We start from the raw sequence: 22,583 nt of genomic DNA, 5'->3' as shown, positions 1-22,583 counted from the left end.
TCATAGATGCACACCGATAGCATCATTTGGAAAAATAGGACACACCCTTTGACTCAATCCCATTCGCTAGGAATCAATCAGGCTCTCCCCATACCATAGCGGTGCAAGGTACTTGTTCCTATGTAGTATGAAACGGATTTTACAAAATAAGTAAACAATACCCGTTCCAAGTTTCTTACTTTATACCTATGCTTATATTGTATATTCGATAAATATGTCTTGAAAAGGTCATATTAGTCATAAAAACAAGCTTGAAAGTCATAAATTGACTGACAAAATCTTAAGGTGACCTTCTGAGAAAACAAAAACTCCTGTTTCAGACTTTGCATAGGGTGATGGGGGGTGGAGGGTTGGTGGGGTGGGAAGGTGGGTATTTGGATTTTGGGTATTTTGGGTATTTGGGTATTTTGGTATTTTGGTATTTTGGTATTTTGGTATTTTGGTATTTTGGTATTTTGGTTTCGGGTACTTGGGTTTCGGGCATTTGGGTAATAGGACATTTGGGTAATAGGTGTTGGGTATTTTTGGTATTTTACGGCAGTTTAGTAGTTTAGCAGTTTGAGGGATTTGGATTTTTGGGTATTTGGAATTTTGGATTTTGAGAATTAGAGGTTTAGAGATATCTTTTTATTAATTATGGTTTCTTTATTGGGCATTTGCAAGGGAATTGCCGTGTTTTACTGATTTGCTGTTCCTGTTGTTCACTTAAAAAAGGTTTTGTGGACAATAGAACCTGATGGGCAGCTCCTATTGTCCTCTTCGGAAACAGTTGGCGACATTAGGGCGGTACACGGATACTCTTTTGTCGCTTCCTCCTTTAGGATGCGACAATAATTCGTTCCACAGCATCTCTTTTGTCGCTTCCTCCTTTAGGATGCGACATTAGTTCGGTTCACAACATCTCTTTTGTCGCTTCCTCCTTGGGGGATGCGACAATAGGGCGGGGCTCAGCATCTCTTTTGTCGCTTCCTCCTTCAGGATGCGACAATAGTTCGTTCCACAGCATCTCTTTTGTCGCTTCCTCCTTAGAGGATGCGACATTAGATTGCCACACAGCATCTCTTTTGTCGCTTCCTCCTTCAGGATGCGACATTAGATTGCCACACAGCATCTCTTTTGTCGCTTCCTCCTTTAGGATGCGACATTAGATTGCCACACAGCATCTCTTTTGTCGCTTCCTCCTTGAGGATGCGACATTAGTTCGGTACACAGCACCTCTTTTGTCGCTTCCTCCTTTAGGATGCGACAATAATTCGTTCCACAGCATCTCTTTTGTCGCTTCCTCCTTGGGGGATGCGACAATAGGGCGGGGCTCAGCATCTCTTTTGTCGCTTCCTCCTTTAGGATGCGACATTAGTTCGGTTCACGGCATCTCTTTTGTCGCTTCCTCCTTTAGGATGCGACATTAGTTTGGTGCACGGCATCTCTTTTGTCGCTTCCTCCTTTGAGGATGCGACATTAGGGAGGTTCACGGCATCTCTTTTGTCGCTTCCTCCTTCAGGATGCGACATTAGGAAGGTGCACAGCATCTCCTTTGTCGCTTCCTCCTTTAGGATGCGACAATAATTCGGTTCACAGCATCTCTTTTGTCGCTTCCTCCTTAGAGGATGCGACATTAGATTGCCACACAGCATCTCTTTTGTCGCTTCCTCCTTGGAGGAGGCGACAATAATTCGGTTCACGGCCTCTCTTTTGTCGCTTCCTCCTTTAGGATGCGACAATAATTTGTTCCACAGCATCTCTTTTGTCGCTTCCTCCTTGGAGGATGCGACATTAGTTCGGTGCACGGCCTCTCTTTTGTCGCTTCCTCCTTCAGGATGCGATATTAGATTGCCACACAGCATCTCTTTTGTCGCTTCCTCCTTTAGGATGCGACATTAGCTCGGGGCTCAGCATCTCTTTTGTCGCTTCCTCCCTGAGGATGCGACATTAGATTGCCACACAGCATCTCTTTTGTCGCTTCCTCCTTCAGGATGCGACATTAGATCGGGGCTCAGCATCTCTTTTGTCGCTTCCTCCTTTGAGGATGCGACATTAGTTCGGTTCACCGCCTCTCTTTTGTCGCTTCCTCCTTGAGGATGCGACATTAGTTCAGTTCACGGCCTCTCTTTTGTCGCTTCCTCCTTTAGGATGCGACATTAGATTGCCACACCGCTTCTCTTTTGTCGCTTCCTCCTTGAGGATGCGACATTAGTTCAGTTCACGGCCTCTCTTTTGTCGCTTCCTCCTTAGAGGATGCGACATTAGTTCAGTTCACGGCCTCTCTTTTGTCGCTTCCTCCTTTAGGATGGGACATTAGAACCTGTTTTACCATGCCTATTATCCACTTATCACATGTTTAATAAGTAAACAAGATGTTGCTTAGTAGGGTTCCCTCCCTAGAGAAGGCAACGTAAAAGATAAGGGACAAATAAATAAAATAAAATGACGCGCAACTTACTGCACGTCATTTTACTTGGTGTTGTTTATTAATGTCTATTGGCTTGCCAACCTTCTTTTTCTGGCAAAAACATAAAGGAACACTCCTGTAATTAGGAGGAGGAAACCAGCGATCAGATAGTTATAAACATTGGTAGCTGTTGACGGCAGTTTCTCGTCGTCGTCACCTGAGGCAGGTGTTTCCTCTTCCGTCGACTCCTCTTCTGTCTCGTCTGCATCATCTTCTGTAGAATCATCATCCCCAGTGCTTGATTCTCCATCATCGTCAATTGAATCATCACCGTCGTCGCCTTCTCCGTTTCTATCACCTTGATCGCCATTATCTTCGCCATCACCGTTGTCATCGTCTCCATCATCATCTTCAACTTTGGCAAAAATTCCGTATGTGGAGAATGAATCAACCTCTAATGTGAGCGTCCCTGCTGCTTCATCAACTGTTGCATCTTGGGCTACCCACTCCTCATCGTCCTCATTGTAGTAATATATATCCACGTCGTCAGCGTCATACTCATCGCTGTCGTAGCCCATTTGCAGAATATAGAAATCCTGATAGTCAATAATGGCTGGTTCGACAGAATGAATGATAGGATTAAATACATCATCATTGTACATGGTAATAGTAAAATCTATTACATCTCCTGCAGGAAGGTGTTCTTCATGTTCAGGTATCTCCGTATCCTCCAATACGTCAGCAAAGATATCCCCATCTTCATAATATCCATCAGGAACAGTCAAGTAAGTTGATGTTCCCTCGATCCATAACACTTCTCCTGGAAGGAAGAATCCCAACTCCCCCGGAAGGATAAGACGGTTATAATTTGCGACAGTAACATATAAAGTTTCCGATTTTTGTCTATACTCCACGACTATTTGAGCGTCACCATAGTCGTTTGCAACCACTCGATTTGGATTCGCAGGATCAACTGAGAGTACACTGGCGTCGCTAGTAGTAACCACTGCATAGTCAGTGACATCTCTCGTTGCTCCATCCTCATATTCTGCAACTACAGCGGACACGTATACCATTTCCCCAGGCATCATAACAAATGAATCGAATGGGCCTTTATAATAATTATGGCCAATATCCAAGCTTACCACTGGATTCGTAAAACGAAGATATGGATATTCACCATCGTATAATCCCCAAACAGCATTATCCCAATCAGTGAACGTATCTGGGTCTTGTAGTTCAGCTTCTGTTATACCCTCACCAACACCATTGTCTAGATTTGGGTCGTCATTGACTGTGACATTCCAGTAGGAGTTTTCAGTGGTTTCTGAAACAGGGTTCCCTACTAATCCACCTAGATCCATATTGCCCGTTACTTTTCCAAGTGCAAATGAATTAATAATTTCTACGTTATTTGCAGTTCCCATTAATCCACCAGCATGATGATTTGGTCCATCCACATCTCCGGTAGCATAAGTATTAATAATGAGGTTATTCCCATCAGCGGAGGTTGAAGACCCTACTAATCCCCCCACATTAGAACCTGTGGTTGTAACATCTCCAGTTGCAAAGCTTTCCGAAATAACATTCTCATTTTGTATAGAACCTACTAATCCACCTGTTGCATTTCCACCCTGGACATCTCCCGTTGCACTAGATTTTTCCACTGTAACGGTATGTTGTCCCCATCCAAGTAAACCGCCAGCGTACTGATTAGTACTCGTCACATCACCTGAAGCAAATGATTCTACAAAGGTTGCATAATTACTAAAGCCAACTAAACCACCTACACCTCTGTGCCCTGAAACATTTCCGACTGCCGAAGAATTACTTAACACAGCCTCGTTACCACCGAACGAACCTACTAATCCTCCAACACCGTTATGTCCATTAACCGTACTATCGGAAAAGGAATTAGTTATATTACTATTATTCGAACTCCGACCAACGAGACCACCTGTGTAATCTCCATCTTCTGCTCCTACAACAGAGCCGGATGATTTAGAAGAACTGAGATCAGTGTTTCTCATCCACCCTACAAGTCCACCTGTGTTGTTTTCTCCTTCTACAGTCCCCGATATTTCTATATAACTAATTTCAGAATCAGATAAAACACTACCAACTAGGATCCCTACATTATCTTTCCCTATGACGGTAGCATTCGTGATAAGAATGTTTTTAAATACAGCACCACTCGCATCACCAAACAAACCAACGTTATCTTCATCAGGCCGATCGATCGATAGACCACTTATCGTATAAAGATTTCCAGATGGATCCGTTCCACCTACAAAACTTCCTGTAAAACGTGCACCTGACTCACCTATCGGTTCCCACCCGTCATCAGGATATTCATCTGCAATATAATCTTCTAAATCAATATCAGCATTTAGCTTATAGTGAAGATTCAATTCATCACGAATATCATCTAACTGCTCCGGCGTCTCGATCAGAATTGGATTTTCAGGCGTAGTGCCGTCCCCCTCTGCTTGTACAAGACTCCAACTAGACATTCCCCCTGAAAAAATAAGTGTGAAGGCTAGCAGAAAGACTAGAAGTCTATTACTCCAAATCCTTTTCATTTCATTTCCCCTTTCTAAATAAGATTTTGTCTGTCCATTTCCAAGACTACCTTTATGTAATGCAAAACAGACACATTTATACCCTATCAACTGGGAAGTGAATATCATATTATACGAAGGTATAATTTTATGGGGTTAGACGGTACAGTATACAGGTCCCAGGACCCTTCTCTGACCTCATTACAAAAACATACAAAACCAGTAAATTAGGACCGTTTTTGTTCGATATTTTCGACATAAAAAATAAAATATAGACAATTTTCTGATACTTTAGTAAACTAAAGTAGGTTTGATAATATTCACTATAGTGAAAGGGGAATTCCATGTGTCAGGGAGAATTAATGTACGTTCAGCTCGATTTGCAATTGCTTTACTTGTAGTTTTATCAATACTTATCTCAGGGTGTAGTGCAGCTTTTAGAGGATTATTGGCGGAAAATGAAAATTTTTTTTTACAAGAAGTGGACGGTTCAACAACTTTAACTGAAGTAGATGCTTATTCTAATATTTTTGTACCTGTGGACCCTGCATCTACTGTTGGGGGATTTATTGAATCACCTCTAGACGACGATACTATTGTATACTGGGTTCCTGAATATACGCAATCACAGGATGGGGGTACATTTTATGATTTTTACACTGAAAAAGGACGACCATCACAAGTTCCTGTAGATGCAACGTTTACTGATTTGCTTATCGACCCAATGGAGCCTAATCGAGTTCTAGTATCACTTGGAATATTAGACGAAAATAGCGAAAGGGTAGATGGTTATACTCATGTTTTTGTAAGCGAAACAAATCCTAAAAGCAATGTGTTATTTTATGATTTTGATTACGTATTCGGTAGCTTATATGATGAGGAACATGATTACCCTGGGGTAGGTTGGAAAGCAGCCGACTCCACATCGACCATTTTCGGGTATTACAATAAAATGGATCATAGTTTCTTTGATAAGTTCCATAAACTTCAAGTTTATTTTGAAGAAATGATTAATCCCCTGCTCAGTTCGCTTGGAGAAAACACAACTAATCCGCAAGCTGGGGTAACTGAAGTTTTCACATACATAAATGATAATGTATGGGAACAAGGATCTTATTCTCTAGACTTGAAGACTGGTGAAAATTACTTTGCCACAGTTGAAGTTCCTCTTCCTCAACTTACAACAAGCTTAACCAATGAAACAGGAAGTGTTCAGCTAGACTGGCCAGCAGTATTCGGAGAGGTTACAGGATATAAAATCTATCAGGATGGTGAAGAAATCACTGAAGTTGATTCGAACACCACTACTTTTGTTATAGATGGCTTGACGACTGAGGAGACTTATGAATTTACTGTAACTGGTTTATTAGAAAAAGACGATGAAGATACTTATGAACTTTCTGTAATGGGCATGTCAGAAGAAAATGATGAATCTATAGAAACTATTCTTGCTTTATCTCGATCTCAATTTGTAGCGGATGTGGTACCACCAGTAATTACATTAAATGGCCAAAACCCGTTAACACTTGAATTAGGTAGCACTTATGTGGAGCCAGGCTTTACTGCAAATGATGATCTGGATGGAGACCTAACAGACGCGGTTGTCGTATCAGGTTCCGTAAATATCAATGAAATTGGGGAATATTCACTCGTTTATACAGTGACTGATAATGCTGGAAATGAAGGTGATGCCACGAGGGTAGTTAGAGTTGTCGATACAACCGCACCAATCATTACACTTGATGGAGCTAACCCACTTTCGCTTGATGTGGGAAGTCCCTTTGTAGAACCTGGCTACTCCGCCGTAGATAACCTAGACGGTAACCTAACAGATCAAGTGGAAGTGACAGGGGAAGTGGATGTCCATTCACCTGGCGAGTATACCCTTATCTATACCGTGTACGATAGTGAAGGTAACAAAGGAGAAGTCACCCGTACGGTTATCGTCAAAGATAAAAAAATCGAAGTAATTGCAGAACCACCAACAAAAAATAACACAGAAGATAAAGATACAGAATTGGCAAAACTCCCAGACACAGCAACCAATTCGTACAACATGCTAATAGCCGGTATTCTTATTAGCTTATTAGGAGGATTCATGCTATTTTTCAAAAGAAAAAGAGCAGTTCCTCTAGCCGAATAGCCTTAATAGAAATAGGAACAGAAACATTACGGGGACCTAGAAATTAGGTCCCCTTTGATTCGGTTTGGCGACATTAGAACATGATTTGTCTCTCCTTTTGTTACCTTCGGAACGAGGATGCGACACTAGTTCGGGGCTCAGCATCTCTTTTGTCGCTTCCTCCTTAAGGATGCGACATTAATTCGGTACTCAGCTACTCTTTTGTCGCTTCCTCCTTGAGGATGCGACATTAGGGCGGGACACGGCATCTCTTTTGTCGCTTCCTCCTTTAGGATGCGACATTAGATTGCCACTCGGCATCTCTTTTGTCGCTTCCTCCTTGGAGGATGCGACATTAGCTCGCCACACAGCATCTCTTTTGTCGCTTCCTCCCTCAGGATGCGACATTAGGGCGGGACACAGCATCTCTTTTGTCGCTTCCCCCTTGGAGGATGCGACACTAGTTCGGTTCACGGCATCTCTTTTGTCGCATCCTCCTTGGAGGATGCGACACTAGTTCGGCACACAGCATCTCTTCTGTCGCTTCGTTCATAACCAGCTTGCGACACTACAACCTGATTCTCCTCTCCTTTTATCCTACTTGCTCCTATTACCTGACATTCGGGCTTCACATTACTTCTATATACACACTAACCTAAAGTCTTCGTTTATCAGCTCATTAATTTCTCTGTAGTTCGCTCAAATCTAACAAATCCCTCATCAATGAATGACGCTGCTAAAACCCAAACACCATTTCTCAGATCTCAAACTCATAGCCAATAATAGAATTCTTGGAAGATAAGGATTCTATTATTACTATGTTCCAGTTTCAGGCACAATCCACGTAGTAGAAATAACCAGGAGGGACACCTTTGTCTTCTTTTACACCATTCAATGGGTTCCTTTTTGGGATTCCAATGATTTTTCTAACTGCCAAAAGGCGTTTAAAATATCTCCTTCAATAGTCAGATCAAACTGCTCTTCCCTATTTCCTTCTACTTCTCCGTTCAAGTACACTACCTTAGCTTCTTTCTTTTTAAAATATGGCAATTGATTGAATGGGTATACTTGTAGAGAAGTACCAACCACCAATAGTAAATCAGACCCTTCCACGGCTTTTCGTGAAGAATTCAGATCTTTCACAGCATCTTCAAAGAACACCACATTTGGTCTTAGTACCGTACCACATCTACAGGTTGGAGCAGACACCTTGTTTTCCACTTTCTTCAACACATCCGTCAGATTAAAAATGGTGTCACAGCGTGGACAAATGCACTGACGAATATTTCCGTGAAATTCTATGACTCTCTCATTCCCTGTACTTTGATGCAATCCATCTACGTTTTGTGTAATGACAGTAACGTCTTTACCAAATTCTTTTTCTAACTTTTTCAAAAAACGGTGGGCACTGTTTGTCGGAATACCATCCAATGCTGCTAGCAGGCTTTCATGATTCTGAAAAGGCATTACACCAGTTAACGTAGTTTCCAGCAATTTGTATACAGCAGACCAAAATTTTTCCGGGGAATCTTGAAAGGTCCTTTCATTTAATTGCTCTAGGATAGCAGGATTTTTTTCCCACATCCCCATAACAGAGGAACGATAGTCTGGGACACCGCTTAAGGTACTTATACCAGCTCCTGTTAGTACGGTTATTTTTTCAGATTTTTGAATGAGACGTTTAAGTTCTCTTATACTCTCGGAGGATATTTCTTTTTTGTAACGAAATTGGGAACCTACATCTTGAGATAAACTTCTAACCGCGATTTTCAACCCTTTCTTTAATTCGTACTCCGCCCGCTTCGTAAGTGGAGCAAATAACTCTCCAGTGGGGAAATAAGCAGGAATTTTCCAGAAATGGCTATCAAATGACGGCAGTTCGTCCGTTGAGTCAATTAATTTGGAATGAAATACTCCCGTTCTGCTTTTGCTCGCAGTGGCATTTATTGCCCCTTCGTTAAAAATACGGTCGAATGCTTCTTGAAAGGAAACCCCCTCCGTCACTCCTGTTTGAGTATTCTTTATGAAAAATCCAATCCCCGCCATTAAATTCCGGTAACCTGGTACACTAATTGTACCCAATATCTCATAAGGGTTTAACGGTTTTGCAGGCATCCCATAAGCTTCGAAATCAGGGGTTACATCCACGTCACCGAAATCATCACCTGGGATGTATTCACATAAAATGAATTCCCCATGCTCATTACTGTAGTTCATATCAAGGATCTCATAGCTTCCCTCAAACCTTGGGACACGATCTCCTACCTTAATATCCTTTTGATGAAAATCCTCCAACACCATTAATGATTTTTTCTTCATTTCAACCACTCCTTTTCCGGTGTCTGTTTCCCATTACAGTACAGCATTAACTATCTCAGTGTATTGTAGGAACTCAGACAAGTTATTTTTATAATCTTCTCGTTTATTACACCACACACAGATAAATGGACTTTTATCTTTGAAAATCCTGCAACTTACAAAATCCAAGACATTACTATTCACTATTTATGTTAAAGATTAGGGGGAAAGGAATTCCTTGTGTAAAATCAAGGAATTCCAAATTTAATAAAGTTTAGAATTGGAGAATTTGGTATTCATTTGTCAATTTAGGGAAATCATTTTTATGAATGGTTTCAAAATAAGAGAGACTATTAGATTCTACTTTTAATACAAGGAAATTAGGGTGTTTAGTACTTACAACAACAAACTCCAACGGCATGTGGCCATGTTTTTTATTAAAATACTTCCTCCATACCCTCAACCTCATCCCCTCATACACCTTTAACTCCTTTTTATCCACATCTACACTTTTTACCATAAACACCATCCCCTTTTTAAAAATAAAATAAAAACCCAATACCCTTTTCAATTCTTACTTCCGGGTATGGGTTTATTTTATAGGAGAGGCATAAAAGACCTTTTATCTTATCTATAATGTCCCTAATGGCAATTCAGCCCTTTTTCAATAAAAATGACACCAATCATTTATATTTCCATTAAACGCTATTCTTCAAATCCTTCAGTTAAAGTCCCATGCAGGATGTAAACTAGAGTTCAATTCGATTTTTTTCTCTAACTTTTTTAAGCACTCTGCTGGGTCACTTTCCCTCTCCTTTAATATTTCTTCTATTTCCTTTAACCCTTTCTCTTTTGTTTCTTCCTGAAACTCAATATATTTCATACTAGCTAACAAATAATCAATTGCCTCTTCATACTTATTATTTTGTGCATTACGTTGAGCTAAAAACAAATATCCATAATATAGCATACTATTCGAAGAACAATTCAAGTTTTTAATCTCCACCTCATGGATTTTCCCCTTGCACTCCTCCAGCGCTTCACCTTCCCTACCAAGGAGAGAAAGGGCCATCCAGCGGTTAAACCAAACCTGCCCCCGGACACCAAACCCTAATTCCTTATCACTGACGTTTTTCAGGACTTCAATCCCCTTGTTGGCAGAAATTAAACACTGTTCACGATTTTCTGTATAAGTTCCATACCACGTAGATATATCTTTGTATGCCCACACGATACTATCCACATCTAACTTTCCGTCCTCGTCCCTCTCCTCCAAAGCAAGCTCCACTGCGGATTCCAACATAGCGATGGCATCATTAATAAATTCAGGATTGGTTTTGTGAAAATAAAGAACTAAACATCTAGCAAGGTGCGCTCTGCTCCCTGAATAATCGTAATGCTCATATAAAATATGAGGCCTTCTGCTAGGATCATTCTCTTTCAAAAAATCCACATATTTCTGATACAATTCTTCACTAAACATTGTAAAGTACCTCCAATCTAACACTTAAAAATATAAACGATTAGTAATTTACTACTCTATGAATAAAGTAATTATCATTATTTTAGAACGGCTCCATCCTCAATCGCTTGGTTGCTTCTATTCTTTTTTTTCCCCGACAAAATAACTCATACTCTTTTTTTCCACCGAGACATGTGGGATTTTTCATAGGTAACCCTTCAAGGAATTCTTTACTCAAACGTATTTTTGTCCCTTCAGGAACTTCAATCGCAAAACCTTTATGTGGTAAGTGAATTCTCCAGTTATAACCAGTACCAATATATGCATTCTTAAAATAACCTTTAACCCACTCACCTTCCAGAAAAACATCAATGGTGCAGTTAAAATCCATTTTATAAAACTGCTGGTCTTGTTCATTAAAGAAAACTTCGTATTCACATGTGGTACCCTTGAAAGCAACATCAAACTTTTTTTCCTGCAGATCAAAAAGTTTCTCAGCGAAAGACTCAATGAGTTCCCTCTCCACTAGTTTTTCACACCAAACAGAAGGTATCGCATCTATCCCATAATACGCTCCGGCTAACTGACCATAAATGGCCCCCGTCGTATCGGAATCTTCCCCAAGGTTCACCACCATCAACAAACCATCACGGAAATTATCCGTGAGATAAAATGCCCAAAGAGCAGCTTCCAAGGAAGATACCACGTAACCCTTCCCATTTATTTCAGGGGGAACACGATATTTAAAGGAGCCTTCAGCAACATCTTTTATTTTTCCCCTCAACTCCCTCCCGAGCTTTTCTTCTACAAAACTGGTAAATTCCCTTGATAAGAGAGTGTCTTTCGGAGTACCATTCGCCACAGCTGCGATGAGTGCACCGAAATAGTGGCAAGCATCCACCGCCTCCGCTGCCTGATGAGTAGTGCGCGAACTCTCACCGGAAAAATAAATAACTTCCTCCATATCGTGAGACCAAAAAAGGGGGATTGGTGCCAACCTCATAATGGAACCATTGCCAGCACTCCACTGGTCAGATGAACCACTGAAAGGCTCACCAGTATCTAAAAACCGGTGTAAAGCATCACGAACCGTGTTCCCGATATCAAAGCAACTACCACGACTGCTCAAGTAGCCTTCTTTATACCACTTGACATAGCGTTCCATTTGATCTTTTGCATCGAAGTCCTCCTTCTCTATCAGACTCGTGGCTAAACAAAGGGTCATGGAAGTGTCATCCGTCCATTCCCCTGGATTTAAGCCGAATGGTCCTCCCCCTGTCATCTCCTGAACAGGTTCAAACGTCCCAGGTGGACTAAATTCAACTGAAACTCCCACACAGTCTCCCACTGCCAACCCTACTAAACTGCCAACGAATGTATCTTTATTTCTCATCAATATACCTCCTGTCATTGCATTGGTCTCAGACGGTAACCAGTGGATCTTTTACCATTGAGTGATGTACGAAAAGACCTTGTACTCATTTCACCACTGACTAATACATATTTATATTTGCTACATTTTCACTCTGAGTGATGTAATAAGCTAAATTCAATTCAGATGAAATCTACCCTGAAATTAACTATGTTTGTTGGCACTCGTGCCAACTAGCGGTATCCATATTTTCATACTCCATGGTGCAAACATTTCATTAGTATGAATATCTTAAAATAAAGGTGTGGACAGCTTAGATATAAGCCGTCCACTATAAAACTAATTTAATCTATCAATATAAAATTCTTTCATTTTATTTGTTATAAGTTGATCTGATAATTCGTAAGTTTTTCTTAAGCAAGTTGGAAGTTCTTGAAGGAATAGAGATTCAATTTCTTGTCTAGGTAAATTAGTTTCTCTTTGAAGTTCGTTGAGTAGCTGGTTTAAGGCAGGAACATCGCGAAAATATACAGATGTTTGTTCTGGAGATGTCGTTGAACGAATAACAATGTAATTGTTTAATTGGCGATTAGTGGAGTTTAGTAAATAAATAAAATCGGTTAGTCTCATTTAATCACTCTCCTTTATAAGAATACGTTAATGATAACCGACTCTCATAAAAGAGCTTTTATCTAGTCTTATCGTTCAAACCGCTTAACTTTAAGTTAGAGAAAGAGTAATCATTAGGAAAACACCTTCAAGGAGCTTGATTATCGTGGCTCCATGAAGGATACTTCTTCAGTCAAACATCTTCTTTACTTCTCCAAGAAAATAATTTTCATCATACATAATTGTGGATTGAAAAATTAATTGGTTGAATGATATAAGTGTCTGCTGGAAACTCGAAATAATAGACTGACTGCTTAGCGTGGGAAATAGTTAACATTTCTTTATTACCTACGCAGTCGTACATATCCTCTTTGAACATATTAATATATCTTGCCACATTCACATTTTCTTTTTGCAATATTATCCTAGCATCTTCCACTGAAACACTGCCATTAACCATAAGGTGGCGATATAATAATGTTTTCAAAACACTTGTATTTTTCTTACAGTCTTCAATACCACGAACATATGTCACTTCCGGATTCCTCATATCTAATATAAAGGAATGAGGGTTATCATGTAACAAGTCCTCAATATATTTTTCAGATGCCAAATAAGAAATTTCCTCTACTTCTTTACCATTTTTAAATACCGTATAGGCAAACCCGGAACTGAACATATTTTTATACATTCGTACAAATTCAATTTCCTTTCTATACTCAAATTCCTTATCGTGGCTCTCCATTTCTTCAATTATACGGTCTGCCTCAAGCTCGTTTCGTTCATGTACACAACTAATAACGTAAGGGTAAGCTACTTGGAAATAATCATCGAAAGTTGGTGCCAATTTTACTGCATCCTTCAGTTTCTTATAGGCACTTCCCCAATCTTTTTGTTGCAGAAATAATAACCCTAAGTAATAATAACCTTGGTACTTCTCCCGCTCATTTGATAAGTCGATGTATCTGCCAAAATACCTTTCCGCCAACTCAAAGTTACTTTCATGTCCACGAGAACGCTTTAAATTCTTTCCCCCTTGGAAATAAAACGTTGCTAAATTTCGATTATACTCTTTGTCGTTTGGCTTTAAACGGATGAGTTTTTCATATGCTTCTATTTTAGCGTGATGTAGAGACCTGCTGCTTTGGTTACTTTCCGCGTTCTCCATAAAATGAACTTGTTTTTCAATAGAATCGATCAAATGGTCTTTATAAACTTTGTTTTGTGGGAACCAACTATATAATTCTTGATAAATTTCCTCTATTCCAGAATAATAGCCCTTATCAAGCGTGGTTCTAAACTGCTTATAATCCTCCAATTCATTTAATAGAAGGATTTCAGCCTGCTCTTTCAACTTGGACTTTTCTTTACTATACTTAATTAATTCTCTTAGTATATCTAATTTATCCCCCTGTGCGTCTGGATCTTCTACTTCAAGCCTATCTATCTTTACTTCCAACAAAGTCTTGTAAAAATGAGATATATCTCTATTTAATTCAGCCATCTGTTTGAAGTAAGGCTCCAACTCTTCTAATAAAGGAGTTGGTTCATTAGCTAGTTGTTCTGGATGTAAAAGAAGTTGGCTAACCTTTTCATGAATAGACTTGTCCTTGATAACTGTGGATACAATAAGTTGATACATCTTAATTTGGTTGTCTTGATAATTTTCCATTACTAGATGAATAAATCCTCTCTGTAGATAATCAGGAAATTCCCCTAATTCCTTTCGCCTAAGAAAAACATTTAAATAGCGATCATTGATTTCCCCAGATGCCATAGGCAACCTACCATAGTACTCGAGAAGGGAATCCAATGATTCAATTAATTTTTCCTCAGCTTTATTGGGTACTCGATCTGGTTTTTCCATAAATTTATCTAAAACTTCAATTTTCTCCCACTGCACTTCTTCAAGAGATTTCTCATTTTCTCTTTGTAGTTTATTTAATGTTTGGACTAAATGAATGACATTGTCGTATACATATGGATTTTGCTCCACCTCAGTTTTAACATGATGGTATTCTTCCATTCTACTCATATTTCTTACCTGCCTTCCTATATGTTTTTTGGGTTATGTCTTGACTAGACTGTTTATAAAAGCATGTCAAAAAAGAAAATTCTATAAATCTATCAATTTATTCTCTCGAATATATCTTGTTAAATCATGTGCTCCTGTTAACCCAAAGTGCTCATAGCTTAAAAATTTTGCTAAAATAATTGTCGTATTTACACCAACTTTATCTTTAGAAATAATAATTTCTTTTCCACTTGGCTCTAAAATTACACTTTGAAAAATAATTTCTGGATATATTTTTTTAAAAATCTTTTGTTTATAATCTAAACCTCCAAAAGACAAAAGTAATGGTATTTCAAATTTATAAATTAATTCTTTAATTAAGCCTTCTCTCTTTTCAACCCACTCTTTATAGGTCCTAGAAGCATTTTTTTTGAAAGAAAATGCAGCTATATAATCATCCTGTTTAACATTACTATATGGAAGAGGAGTTTTTTCATCATTTCTAGGGAGAGGTCTCCAATCAATTAATGCTGTTTTTATACCCTTTCTATTAGAATAAAGTCCTTCTTCCATTAGGAATTTCCTAACATACATGTTTTTTCTAATATCTCCGGGTTTAAACCATTCTGATATTTCCTCTTGTCCACTCTCTAATGCCAAAATCATCCGCGAGCTCAGGTATAGGAAGGGACTATTAGGCACATCACCTTTTTTTCCTGGTGTCCACTCTCCTGTCTTCCAATAACCCCTCTTCCAAATATCACTTTCTAAAAAATTTACAGTTCCTGACTTGTATTTGTTACAGATCAGGTCAATGTTCTCTTTCGCTGACTTCCCTCCTAATCCGCCTTCTATACCCATAAATGCAATTTTAGTCTCTTTAAAATCACCGTAGCCTACAAATGATAATAAAGATTCAATCTCTTCATCAGTTAAGGTAATTTTTTCTTCTTCGTCATAATTTGACGCAATGACTATTTCTGAGGTCTCATCCTCTACAACACTTTCCTCCATATCTTGAAACTTGTCTTTAGCATCTATTAATATACCTTTATAACATTTATCTATGTCAGCTGGCTCTTTTTCACCCATAGCCAGTAAATATAGATAATCCATATGTTGAAAAACTGCCTCAACAGAATGCTCTCTGAGAAGTACATACTTATCAAGCATTTTTTGACAAAATTCTTTTTTGAAATTTACTATTTCTCCATGTTTTTTTGTGCTTAATATTTTTATGTATTCTTTTAATTCAAAAAAACAAATTGCATTTTTCTTTTTAGTCCAACCCATGTAAAAACCTCCAATATTACATCTTATAATTAATAAAAAACGTTTTTAGTGACTTTAAATCTATTTCATTTTTCATCCCCTGCATAACTACTCCACATACTTTCTCCAAGTTAATATCTCCGTCAATCTCCATCCCTAAAAACCTTCCCAATTCCTCTGCCTCATCTCCATCAGCAACTGTTGGTTATGACTCCTTTGTTGTTATGCCATCCATCCCCAAAACCGACTCTTTCAGGAACTCGGCATTATTTGCTCCTTTCTCTAAAATAAAATCAAAGGTATCCTCTGGTGTATGATGAAATGCCCAATGACCACAAGAAAGAAAAAATTAGGCTTGCCTTTAGTATCAAAAATAAATGGTCCGATAAATGAAGGAATTGGCGCCTCTTCACTTTATACGTCTGAAGGGCCTCTTCCCAATTTTTTATTACAAGATACTATCATGCAGCTTCTGGTGGCTATTTTACAAACCTACCAATACATTTATCTAGCTTACTGAGAATTACAGATTTTTTATGATTACAAATGTTTAGGTTTTATATTAAGCCAGAGTGCTAATGGTAATTCCGTTGGAGACTGTCAGAATAAACTATTACAGACGTACATAGCTATCTTTTTTATTTCTCCTTAAAATACCCAAACGTACACTGCTCACATTTAAAACCGATACTTGCCTTACATGGATGGCATACACGATAGCCGCATGTATCACAAACAAACCAGAGCCAATCAGTTGCATGCTCCGTATTGCAGCTTTGACATGGTATAAACATGTTTATCGCCTCCTTTTCATTTTTTTTGAGGAAAAAGGATAGACCATTTCCAACTCAATGTTTATGGTAGAATTATTAATTTCATGATTTGGTTTAAAATATGCAGGGTATTGATAAGTTTAAGGCGGGTAGTTTCTGAGAAGGTTAGATTCAAATTGTCAATGGGGATAAAGACAACTCACCATTCCATAATATAACAGTTCGTTATAAAAAACTATATTATTTCAGTATAATTAGTGCTTCGGAATGTTTTGTTCAAAGGTTAGGAAGCTGAGCCAAAAGAAAGTACAAGTCCTTTTGGCTCAGCACTACAGAAACGGGTTAGATAAAATCTAATTCAGAGTCACGGAAGGTGATGAGAGACTTTTGTTTCAGTTCCGTTTTTGGATGGAGAAGATGCAATTTTACATTTCCCTCACTAGAATATCCCTCAACATACATTTTGCGATTATCCCTGATGATGTGGTCGCTTCTTCCATTATTTTTTCGCTTTGGACAAATCTTAACTAATTTGACTAGGTCACCTTTTTTAAACTTTCCTCCATTTTCATAAATCATCATTAACTTTCGCCTCCTCAAATGTTGATACATTTATTTAAACACATGAAGATAAATCAGCTTTTATCTTTCAAAAAAAGGGAATAGGATGTTGTGGACAGCTTAGTTTAAAGCTGTCCACTTTAAGAGGACTAGTTTAGTTGATTTATATAAAACTCTTTCATTTTTGCAGAAAGTAGTTGATCAGAGATTTCATACGTTTGACGCATACAAGAAGGTAACTCCTGTAAAAATATAGCTTCCAGCTCTTTTCTTGGCAAATTGGTTTCCCTTTGCAAGTCAGTTAATAGTTTGTTTAAGGCAGGGATATTACGAAAATAAAAGGATGCTTGGTCATGAGATGTATTCGCGCGGAAAACGATGAAGTTGTTTAATTGACGATTCGTACTATTTAACAAATAAATAAAATCTGATAATCTCATCTAATCACTCCTTTTAAGATTGTAAGCTGATCTTCTCATACAATCATAAAAGGAGATTTATATATACAATCGTTAAATAAATTCCCTAAGAAGTTTAAACCCTTCCAACAACTTTTCCTCTGCTTTCTTATTGGCCTCTTCCATGTCCCATGTTTTCCGGTCAACGTATTTAGATTTATCAAACGTAATTACGGAAGTAATATGGGGTTTCATCTCTGTCAGCACCTCTTGATATTGCATCCAAGTACCCCTTCCTTGAAATTGATACGACCCTGTCGCCACGACAGAAATTTGAAACCCACCATATTTCAAACGATTGACTACTAATTTAAACAAACTTATATCTATAACGCTATGAATATCCACAAGTAAAAACAGATTGCGAGAAGTTGTTTCCAAGGCCTCGATTCGTTCCATCAGTTCAGATACTGCAGGAAACAGGATAGGGACATTTTCTTGTTTTTCATCAATAAGACCATCATGAACGACAGAAACACACTCAAACCCCTCGCCCCTGACTCCATCCACAACAAACCCAAACTTGTTAAAGCCTGCGTCCACCTTTTCCAGTACTGCCAAACTATTTTTCCCAATACCAATGACATTTGGTTTACCGACTTCCTCGTTGAACCTCCATGCCCGTTCACGAGAAGGAACTCCCGTTAGCTCTGTGCTACAACTCGGACAGGGAATGTTTAAAGGATCCTTACAAACGTCCACCTTTTCCCCACACCCATTACAAAGACACGGGTGAAGGCTTTCTCCACTCTCTACTTCATAAAACGATAGATAATTTTCATATGTTTCGCAATAAGAACAAACGCCCATCACTGTTTTATATTTCACTTGTAGAGGACCTAAATTCCCCTTCTTCTCTTCCTTACCCCTGGTCTTGTAATCAAGCTTTGCCACTTCTTTTTCCATTACAATCGATGGGTGTACCAAAAGTTCCTCCCACATTCGCTTCGTCCTTGGATGCAACTTCTCTTGTAATTTCTTTTCCACTGCCGCATATGGATTTGGCATTCGTCTTGATCCCCCAAAGGTAGTTAGGTCGTTCCAACCACAGTTTTCACATTCAAGTTTATTTACCTCAAACATCAAATATCCCCCTGATCTTTTTACTGCAGTACCGGATCGAGATTCATATTATTTCCTCCAACCTAACAGCCTTCATGCTGTTTCCATCGCTGTAGATTGGCGTCTGACCATAGGAAGCACTTTTCACGTAGTTCATGAGCTTATAGTAATCCATTGATTGGAATAAATACGGATCGCCTGTGCGCTCATCAGTCACTCGAAAGATATACATCTCATTTATCAGGTAGATCTCTACCATAAACGGTGCAATCCATTTGATTCCTTCTCTCCATCTATTTTCTAAATCATTAAAGCAATATATCTTATAATAATCGTCACCATGCTTATTCTTTTGGTGACTAACTTTCACGAGTTCTTCGTAGTATCGAAGAGCATTTTCTCTAGTGGAGTCAAGTAGCTCATTTTCTATTTGCTTCAATAAAAGGGGATCTGCCTCAGGATATTTCTCCTCAAGTTCCTCCATAAACACAGCAAGGCCTTCCCAAAGCAACTTTTCATCTCTTGCTTTCTTCTGATCTTTCAATAGCTGCTGATTCCGTTTTTGCTTCGTATCTTGAGATAGATAGTTAGGTTCCTTTTTGTGTATTTTAAAGTAATCAAAAAAAATCAGAAACAATGTGCCAAAGAAGTGAAATAATCCTTTAACAAAGATAATAAGTATATTCCATAGAAGAACAATGATTCCTGCGGCAATATAAAAAATACCAATCATAGTGAAAAGGAAAGCGACGGTTATCATAATAAAGAAAAATGCCATAGCGAACGATCAAACCACCTTTCATTTAATCAACGCATGTTTTTCATTAACATTAGAATGCAAGAATCCAATCTATATCTGTTTTTTTAACCTCGCCATCTTTGCTTTTCTCCGTAGAGCGGAGTGATTACAAATACGATTTAATTCTTTCTGGGATTCATGGAACGTTTGAAAGGATTCTACTCCATCGTTAAACCCCATGATGCGAATATCCTTTCTTAGTTCTTCCAACGTATCTCGGTCCAGTTCTTTTACATACTTCCGATATTTGAAAAAATTAAATGGTGCCCTTATAAAGCCAGGTACAAAATCAATGTCCAACACAAATCACTCCTTTGCATTAATTCAAAGAGTTGCATCTACTCTATTGCTCCCATAAATCTAACCTTATCTTTACATGAAGAGCTAAAGTCTTTTTTACCTTCCATATGACAGTTTTTAAATTTTGAATTGCATCATTTAGTAGAACTAGCTTTCTCAGTACAACATTTCTAAACTTATCTAAACACACTTACATAAAAGAGCTTTTATCTTTTCCAGTTATGCTTAGTAAAGAGCTTTATAAAAGAATTGAAGGTGAAGAAGTAATCTTTGTCTTATACTCAATTAACGAAAGGATGAAGCGGATGAAGTCATTAAAAAGAGTGAAGGAAATTATCCCCTGTGAATACGATGCATTAAATTTCTCTTGGGACGGAAAGACGTTTTTAGCAGTAAAAGGGGGACGCTTTGGCTCAGTGGATTTTAAGAACAAAACAGTTATACCCTTTCAATATGACTCTCTTGACGTAGTATGCAACCCAGACTTTTTCATTGCAGCAAAGGGGAGCAACAGAGGCGTCATCAACAGAGAAGAGGAAACAGTCCTCCCTTTCCAATACGAGGATATTCTGTTTTCTTCTGAACAGGTGATCTCTGTAAAAAAAGCTGGTCGCTGGGGTGTCATTGACTTGGAGGAAAAGGAGTTGTTGCCATTTGAATATGACTCTCCCATCTTTTTGAACGATAGCTTAGGTGTCGGGCCAATCAAAAAAGGGGAAAAATGGGGGTTACTGAACAGCGACATGGCAGAAGTTGCCCCATTTATTTACGATGACTTCCGCCCTTTTAGTGAGAATGGTATATCAACCGTAAAAATGGATAATTATTGGGGCGCAATCGACCATAATGGAAACATTGTTACTCCAATTCAATATGAAGCAATTGGATTCATTCTCAACAAGTCTTTTATTTACACAAGGAATAAAGGGAATTGGGGTGTCGTCAACGGACATAACGAAGTTATTATCCCACATCATTTTGAAAAAATAGAATGCTTTCATGATGGATTGGCAAGTTCAAAAAGAAATGGAGTTTGGGGTTTTATCAATAAAAAAGGGGAAGAGGTAATTCCTTTCAATTATGAGGATATTGGATATTCTTTTTTGGAAGGACTATGTCCAGTGAAAAAAGAAGGGAAATGGGGATATATAAGTAAAAAAGGCAAAGAAATCATCCCGTTTGACTTCGAGTGGGCTACCAATTTCCGTGAAGGATTAGCTTGTGTTCAGCGAGATGGGTTTAGGGGATATATTAATAAAGCTGGCAAAGTAATGATTCCTTACCGGTATGAGACAGGCGGTCCGTTTTCAAACGGAATAGCACATGTGAAACGAAATGGGAAGTACGGCATCATATCTAATAAAGAAGAAGTTGTCCTCCCATTCGAATACGATAACATGCTTATTGCCGGTGGAATTGGATTTGTAGTAAAGAATATAGAGGGAAAGTTCAAATATGGCTATGTTGAGCTTTGCACGTAATCAGTTGGTTTCCAAAGCTCGGAGTGATATTGATGAAAAAATAAAAGATAGTGGAGTTCCCAGTAAAAAAAGTTAAATTTTAGATTTATAGGTTTTAATCCGTTTGGAAATGGTTTATTTTTATATCTTAAGCTCATCGCTTCCTCCTTTAGGATGCGACATTAGTTTGGTGCACGGCCTCTCTTTTGTCGCTTCCCCCTTGGAGGATGCGACATTAGGGCGGGACACAGCATCTCTTTTGTCGCTTCCTCCTTGAGGATGCGACATTAGGGCGGGGCTCGCTCACTCTTTTGTCGCTTCCTCCTTGGAGGTTGCGACATTAGATCGGGGCTCAGCTTCTCTTTTGTCGCTTCCTCCTTCAGGATGCGACATTAGATCGGGGCTCAGCTTCTCTTTTGTCGCTTCCTCCTTGGAGGATGCGACATTAGTTCGGTTCACAGCATCTCTTTTGTCGCTTCCTCCTTGAGGATGCGACAATAGCTCGGTACTCAGCATCTCTTTTGTCGCTTCCTCCTTGGAGGATGCGACATTAATTCGGTACTCAGGTGCTCTTTTGTCGCTTCCTCCTTGGAGGATGCGACATTAGGGCGGGGCTCAGCATCTCTTTTGTCGCTTCCTACTGGAGGATGCGACATTAATTCGGTACTCAGCTGCTCTTTTGTCGCTTCCTCCTTGAGGATGCGACATTAGGGCGGGGCTCGGCTCCTCTTTTGTCGCTTCCTCCTTCAGGATGCGACATTAGCTCGGGGCTCAGCATCTCTTTTGTCGCTTCCTCCTTTAGGATGCGACATTAGGGCGGGGCTCAGCGTCTCTTTTGTCGCTTCCTCCTTGGAGGATGCGACATTAGTTCAGTTCACGGCATCTCTTTTGTCGCTTCCTCCTTCAGGATGCGACATTAATTCGGTTCACGGCCTCTCTTTTGTCGCTTCCTCCTTCAGGATGCGACATTAATTCAGTACTCAGCTACTCTTTTGTCGCTTCCTCCTTCAGGATGCGACATTAGTTCGGTACTCAGCATCTCTTTTGTCGCTTCCTCCTTCAGGATGCGAC

At 39.0% G+C, this 22,583-nt stretch carries 19 protein-coding genes; 3 read left to right on the top strand and 16 right to left on the bottom strand.

Annotated elements, in window-relative coordinates; genetic code table 11:
- The first annotated feature begins 353 nt into the window (after nucleotides 1–353).
- Nucleotides 354–554, top strand: coding sequence for a hypothetical protein (locus tag KS419_RS18230; RefSeq protein ID WP_217067822.1), 201 nt, complete (start codon nucleotides 354–356; stop codon nucleotides 552–554).
- Nucleotides 555–1,340: 786 nt separating this feature from the next.
- Here the strand turns inward: KS419_RS18230 and KS419_RS18225 are convergent.
- Nucleotides 1,341–1,844, bottom strand: coding sequence for a hypothetical protein (locus KS419_RS18225; RefSeq protein WP_217067821.1), 504 nt, complete (start codon nucleotides 1,842–1,844; stop codon nucleotides 1,341–1,343).
- Between the two features lie 631 nt (nucleotides 1,845–2,475).
- Nucleotides 2,476–4,971 carry a GLUG motif-containing protein gene (locus tag KS419_RS18220; protein WP_217067820.1) on the bottom strand — a complete coding sequence of 832 codons (2,496 nt, stop codon included), beginning with the start codon at nucleotides 4,969–4,971 and terminating at the stop codon, nucleotides 2,476–2,478.
- Between the two features lie 325 nt (nucleotides 4,972–5,296).
- Between KS419_RS18220 and KS419_RS25565 the strand changes: the two genes are divergently transcribed.
- Nucleotides 5,297–7,093: an immunoglobulin-like domain-containing protein gene (locus KS419_RS25565; RefSeq protein ID WP_217067819.1), complete on the top strand. Its 1,797-nt coding sequence runs from the start codon at nucleotides 5,297–5,299 to the stop codon at nucleotides 7,091–7,093.
- Between the two features lie 870 nt (nucleotides 7,094–7,963).
- Here the strand turns inward: KS419_RS25565 and KS419_RS18210 are convergent.
- The 14 genes from KS419_RS18210 to KS419_RS18150 form a co-directional block, all read right to left on the bottom strand.
- Nucleotides 7,964–9,391, bottom strand: coding sequence for an SIR2 family NAD-dependent protein deacylase (locus KS419_RS18210; protein WP_217067818.1), 1,428 nt, complete (start codon nucleotides 9,389–9,391; stop codon nucleotides 7,964–7,966).
- 253 nt (nucleotides 9,392–9,644) lie between these two features.
- Nucleotides 9,645–9,890, bottom strand: coding sequence for a hypothetical protein (locus KS419_RS18205; protein ID WP_217067817.1), 246 nt, complete (start codon nucleotides 9,888–9,890; stop codon nucleotides 9,645–9,647).
- A 201-nt stretch (nucleotides 9,891–10,091) separates the two neighbouring features.
- The gene (locus KS419_RS18200) at nucleotides 10,092–10,853 is read right to left on the bottom strand and encodes a hypothetical protein (RefSeq protein WP_217067816.1); all 762 of its coding nucleotides are present in this window, start codon (nucleotides 10,851–10,853) and stop codon (nucleotides 10,092–10,094) included.
- Between the two features lie 82 nt (nucleotides 10,854–10,935).
- The gene (locus KS419_RS18195; RefSeq protein ID WP_217067815.1) at nucleotides 10,936–12,225 is read right to left on the bottom strand and encodes an ADP-ribosylglycohydrolase family protein; all 1,290 of its coding nucleotides are present in this window, start codon (nucleotides 12,223–12,225) and stop codon (nucleotides 10,936–10,938) included.
- A gap of 318 nt (nucleotides 12,226–12,543) precedes the next feature.
- The gene (locus KS419_RS18190; protein WP_217067814.1) at nucleotides 12,544–12,834 is read right to left on the bottom strand and encodes a hypothetical protein; all 291 of its coding nucleotides are present in this window, start codon (nucleotides 12,832–12,834) and stop codon (nucleotides 12,544–12,546) included.
- A 211-nt stretch (nucleotides 12,835–13,045) separates the two neighbouring features.
- Nucleotides 13,046–14,848, bottom strand: coding sequence for a hypothetical protein (locus KS419_RS18185; RefSeq protein WP_217067813.1), 1,803 nt, complete (start codon nucleotides 14,846–14,848; stop codon nucleotides 13,046–13,048).
- 81 nt (nucleotides 14,849–14,929) lie between these two features.
- Nucleotides 14,930–16,120, bottom strand: a complete 1,191-nt coding sequence (locus tag KS419_RS18180; protein ID WP_217067812.1) for a hypothetical protein — start codon at nucleotides 16,118–16,120, stop codon at nucleotides 14,930–14,932.
- 16 nt (nucleotides 16,121–16,136) lie between these two features.
- Nucleotides 16,137–16,271 (bottom strand): hypothetical protein, encoded by a 135-nt coding sequence (locus tag KS419_RS25340; RefSeq protein WP_281419845.1) that lies wholly within the window; start codon nucleotides 16,269–16,271, stop codon nucleotides 16,137–16,139.
- A 466-nt stretch (nucleotides 16,272–16,737) separates the two neighbouring features.
- Nucleotides 16,738–16,893, bottom strand: coding sequence for a hypothetical protein (locus KS419_RS18175; protein WP_217067811.1), 156 nt, complete (start codon nucleotides 16,891–16,893; stop codon nucleotides 16,738–16,740).
- 321 nt (nucleotides 16,894–17,214) lie between these two features.
- Nucleotides 17,215–17,454 carry a hypothetical protein gene (locus KS419_RS18170; protein ID WP_217067810.1) on the bottom strand — a complete coding sequence of 80 codons (240 nt, stop codon included), beginning with the start codon at nucleotides 17,452–17,454 and terminating at the stop codon, nucleotides 17,215–17,217.
- Between the two features lie 128 nt (nucleotides 17,455–17,582).
- A complete protein-coding gene (locus KS419_RS18165; protein WP_217067809.1) occupies nucleotides 17,583–17,873 on the bottom strand; it encodes a hypothetical protein in 291 nt (96 codons plus the stop codon).
- Nucleotides 17,874–17,945: 72 nt separating this feature from the next.
- Nucleotides 17,946–18,974: a hypothetical protein gene (locus tag KS419_RS18160; protein WP_217067808.1), complete on the bottom strand. Its 1,029-nt coding sequence runs from the start codon at nucleotides 18,972–18,974 to the stop codon at nucleotides 17,946–17,948.
- Nucleotides 18,975–19,017: 43 nt separating this feature from the next.
- Complete coding sequence (locus KS419_RS18155; RefSeq protein WP_217067807.1) at nucleotides 19,018–19,731, bottom strand: hypothetical protein; 714 nt, start codon at nucleotides 19,729–19,731, stop codon at nucleotides 19,018–19,020.
- 72 nt (nucleotides 19,732–19,803) lie between these two features.
- Nucleotides 19,804–20,052 carry a hypothetical protein gene (locus tag KS419_RS18150; RefSeq protein WP_217067806.1) on the bottom strand — a complete coding sequence of 83 codons (249 nt, stop codon included), beginning with the start codon at nucleotides 20,050–20,052 and terminating at the stop codon, nucleotides 19,804–19,806.
- Nucleotides 20,053–20,357: 305 nt separating this feature from the next.
- On the opposite strand from KS419_RS18150, the gene KS419_RS18145 reads away from it, so the two are divergent.
- A complete protein-coding gene (locus KS419_RS18145; protein WP_217067805.1) occupies nucleotides 20,358–21,533 on the top strand; it encodes a WG repeat-containing protein in 1,176 nt (391 codons plus the stop codon).
- Nucleotides 21,534–22,583 lie beyond the last annotated feature (1,050 nt).

This window comes from Evansella tamaricis, assembly GCF_019042215.1.
GTDB lineage: Bacteria > Bacillota > Bacilli > Bacillales > Salisediminibacteriaceae > Evansella > Evansella tamaricis.
Note: the sequence above shows the minus strand (reverse complement) of the source record. Positions and strands in the feature narration are given on the sequence as shown.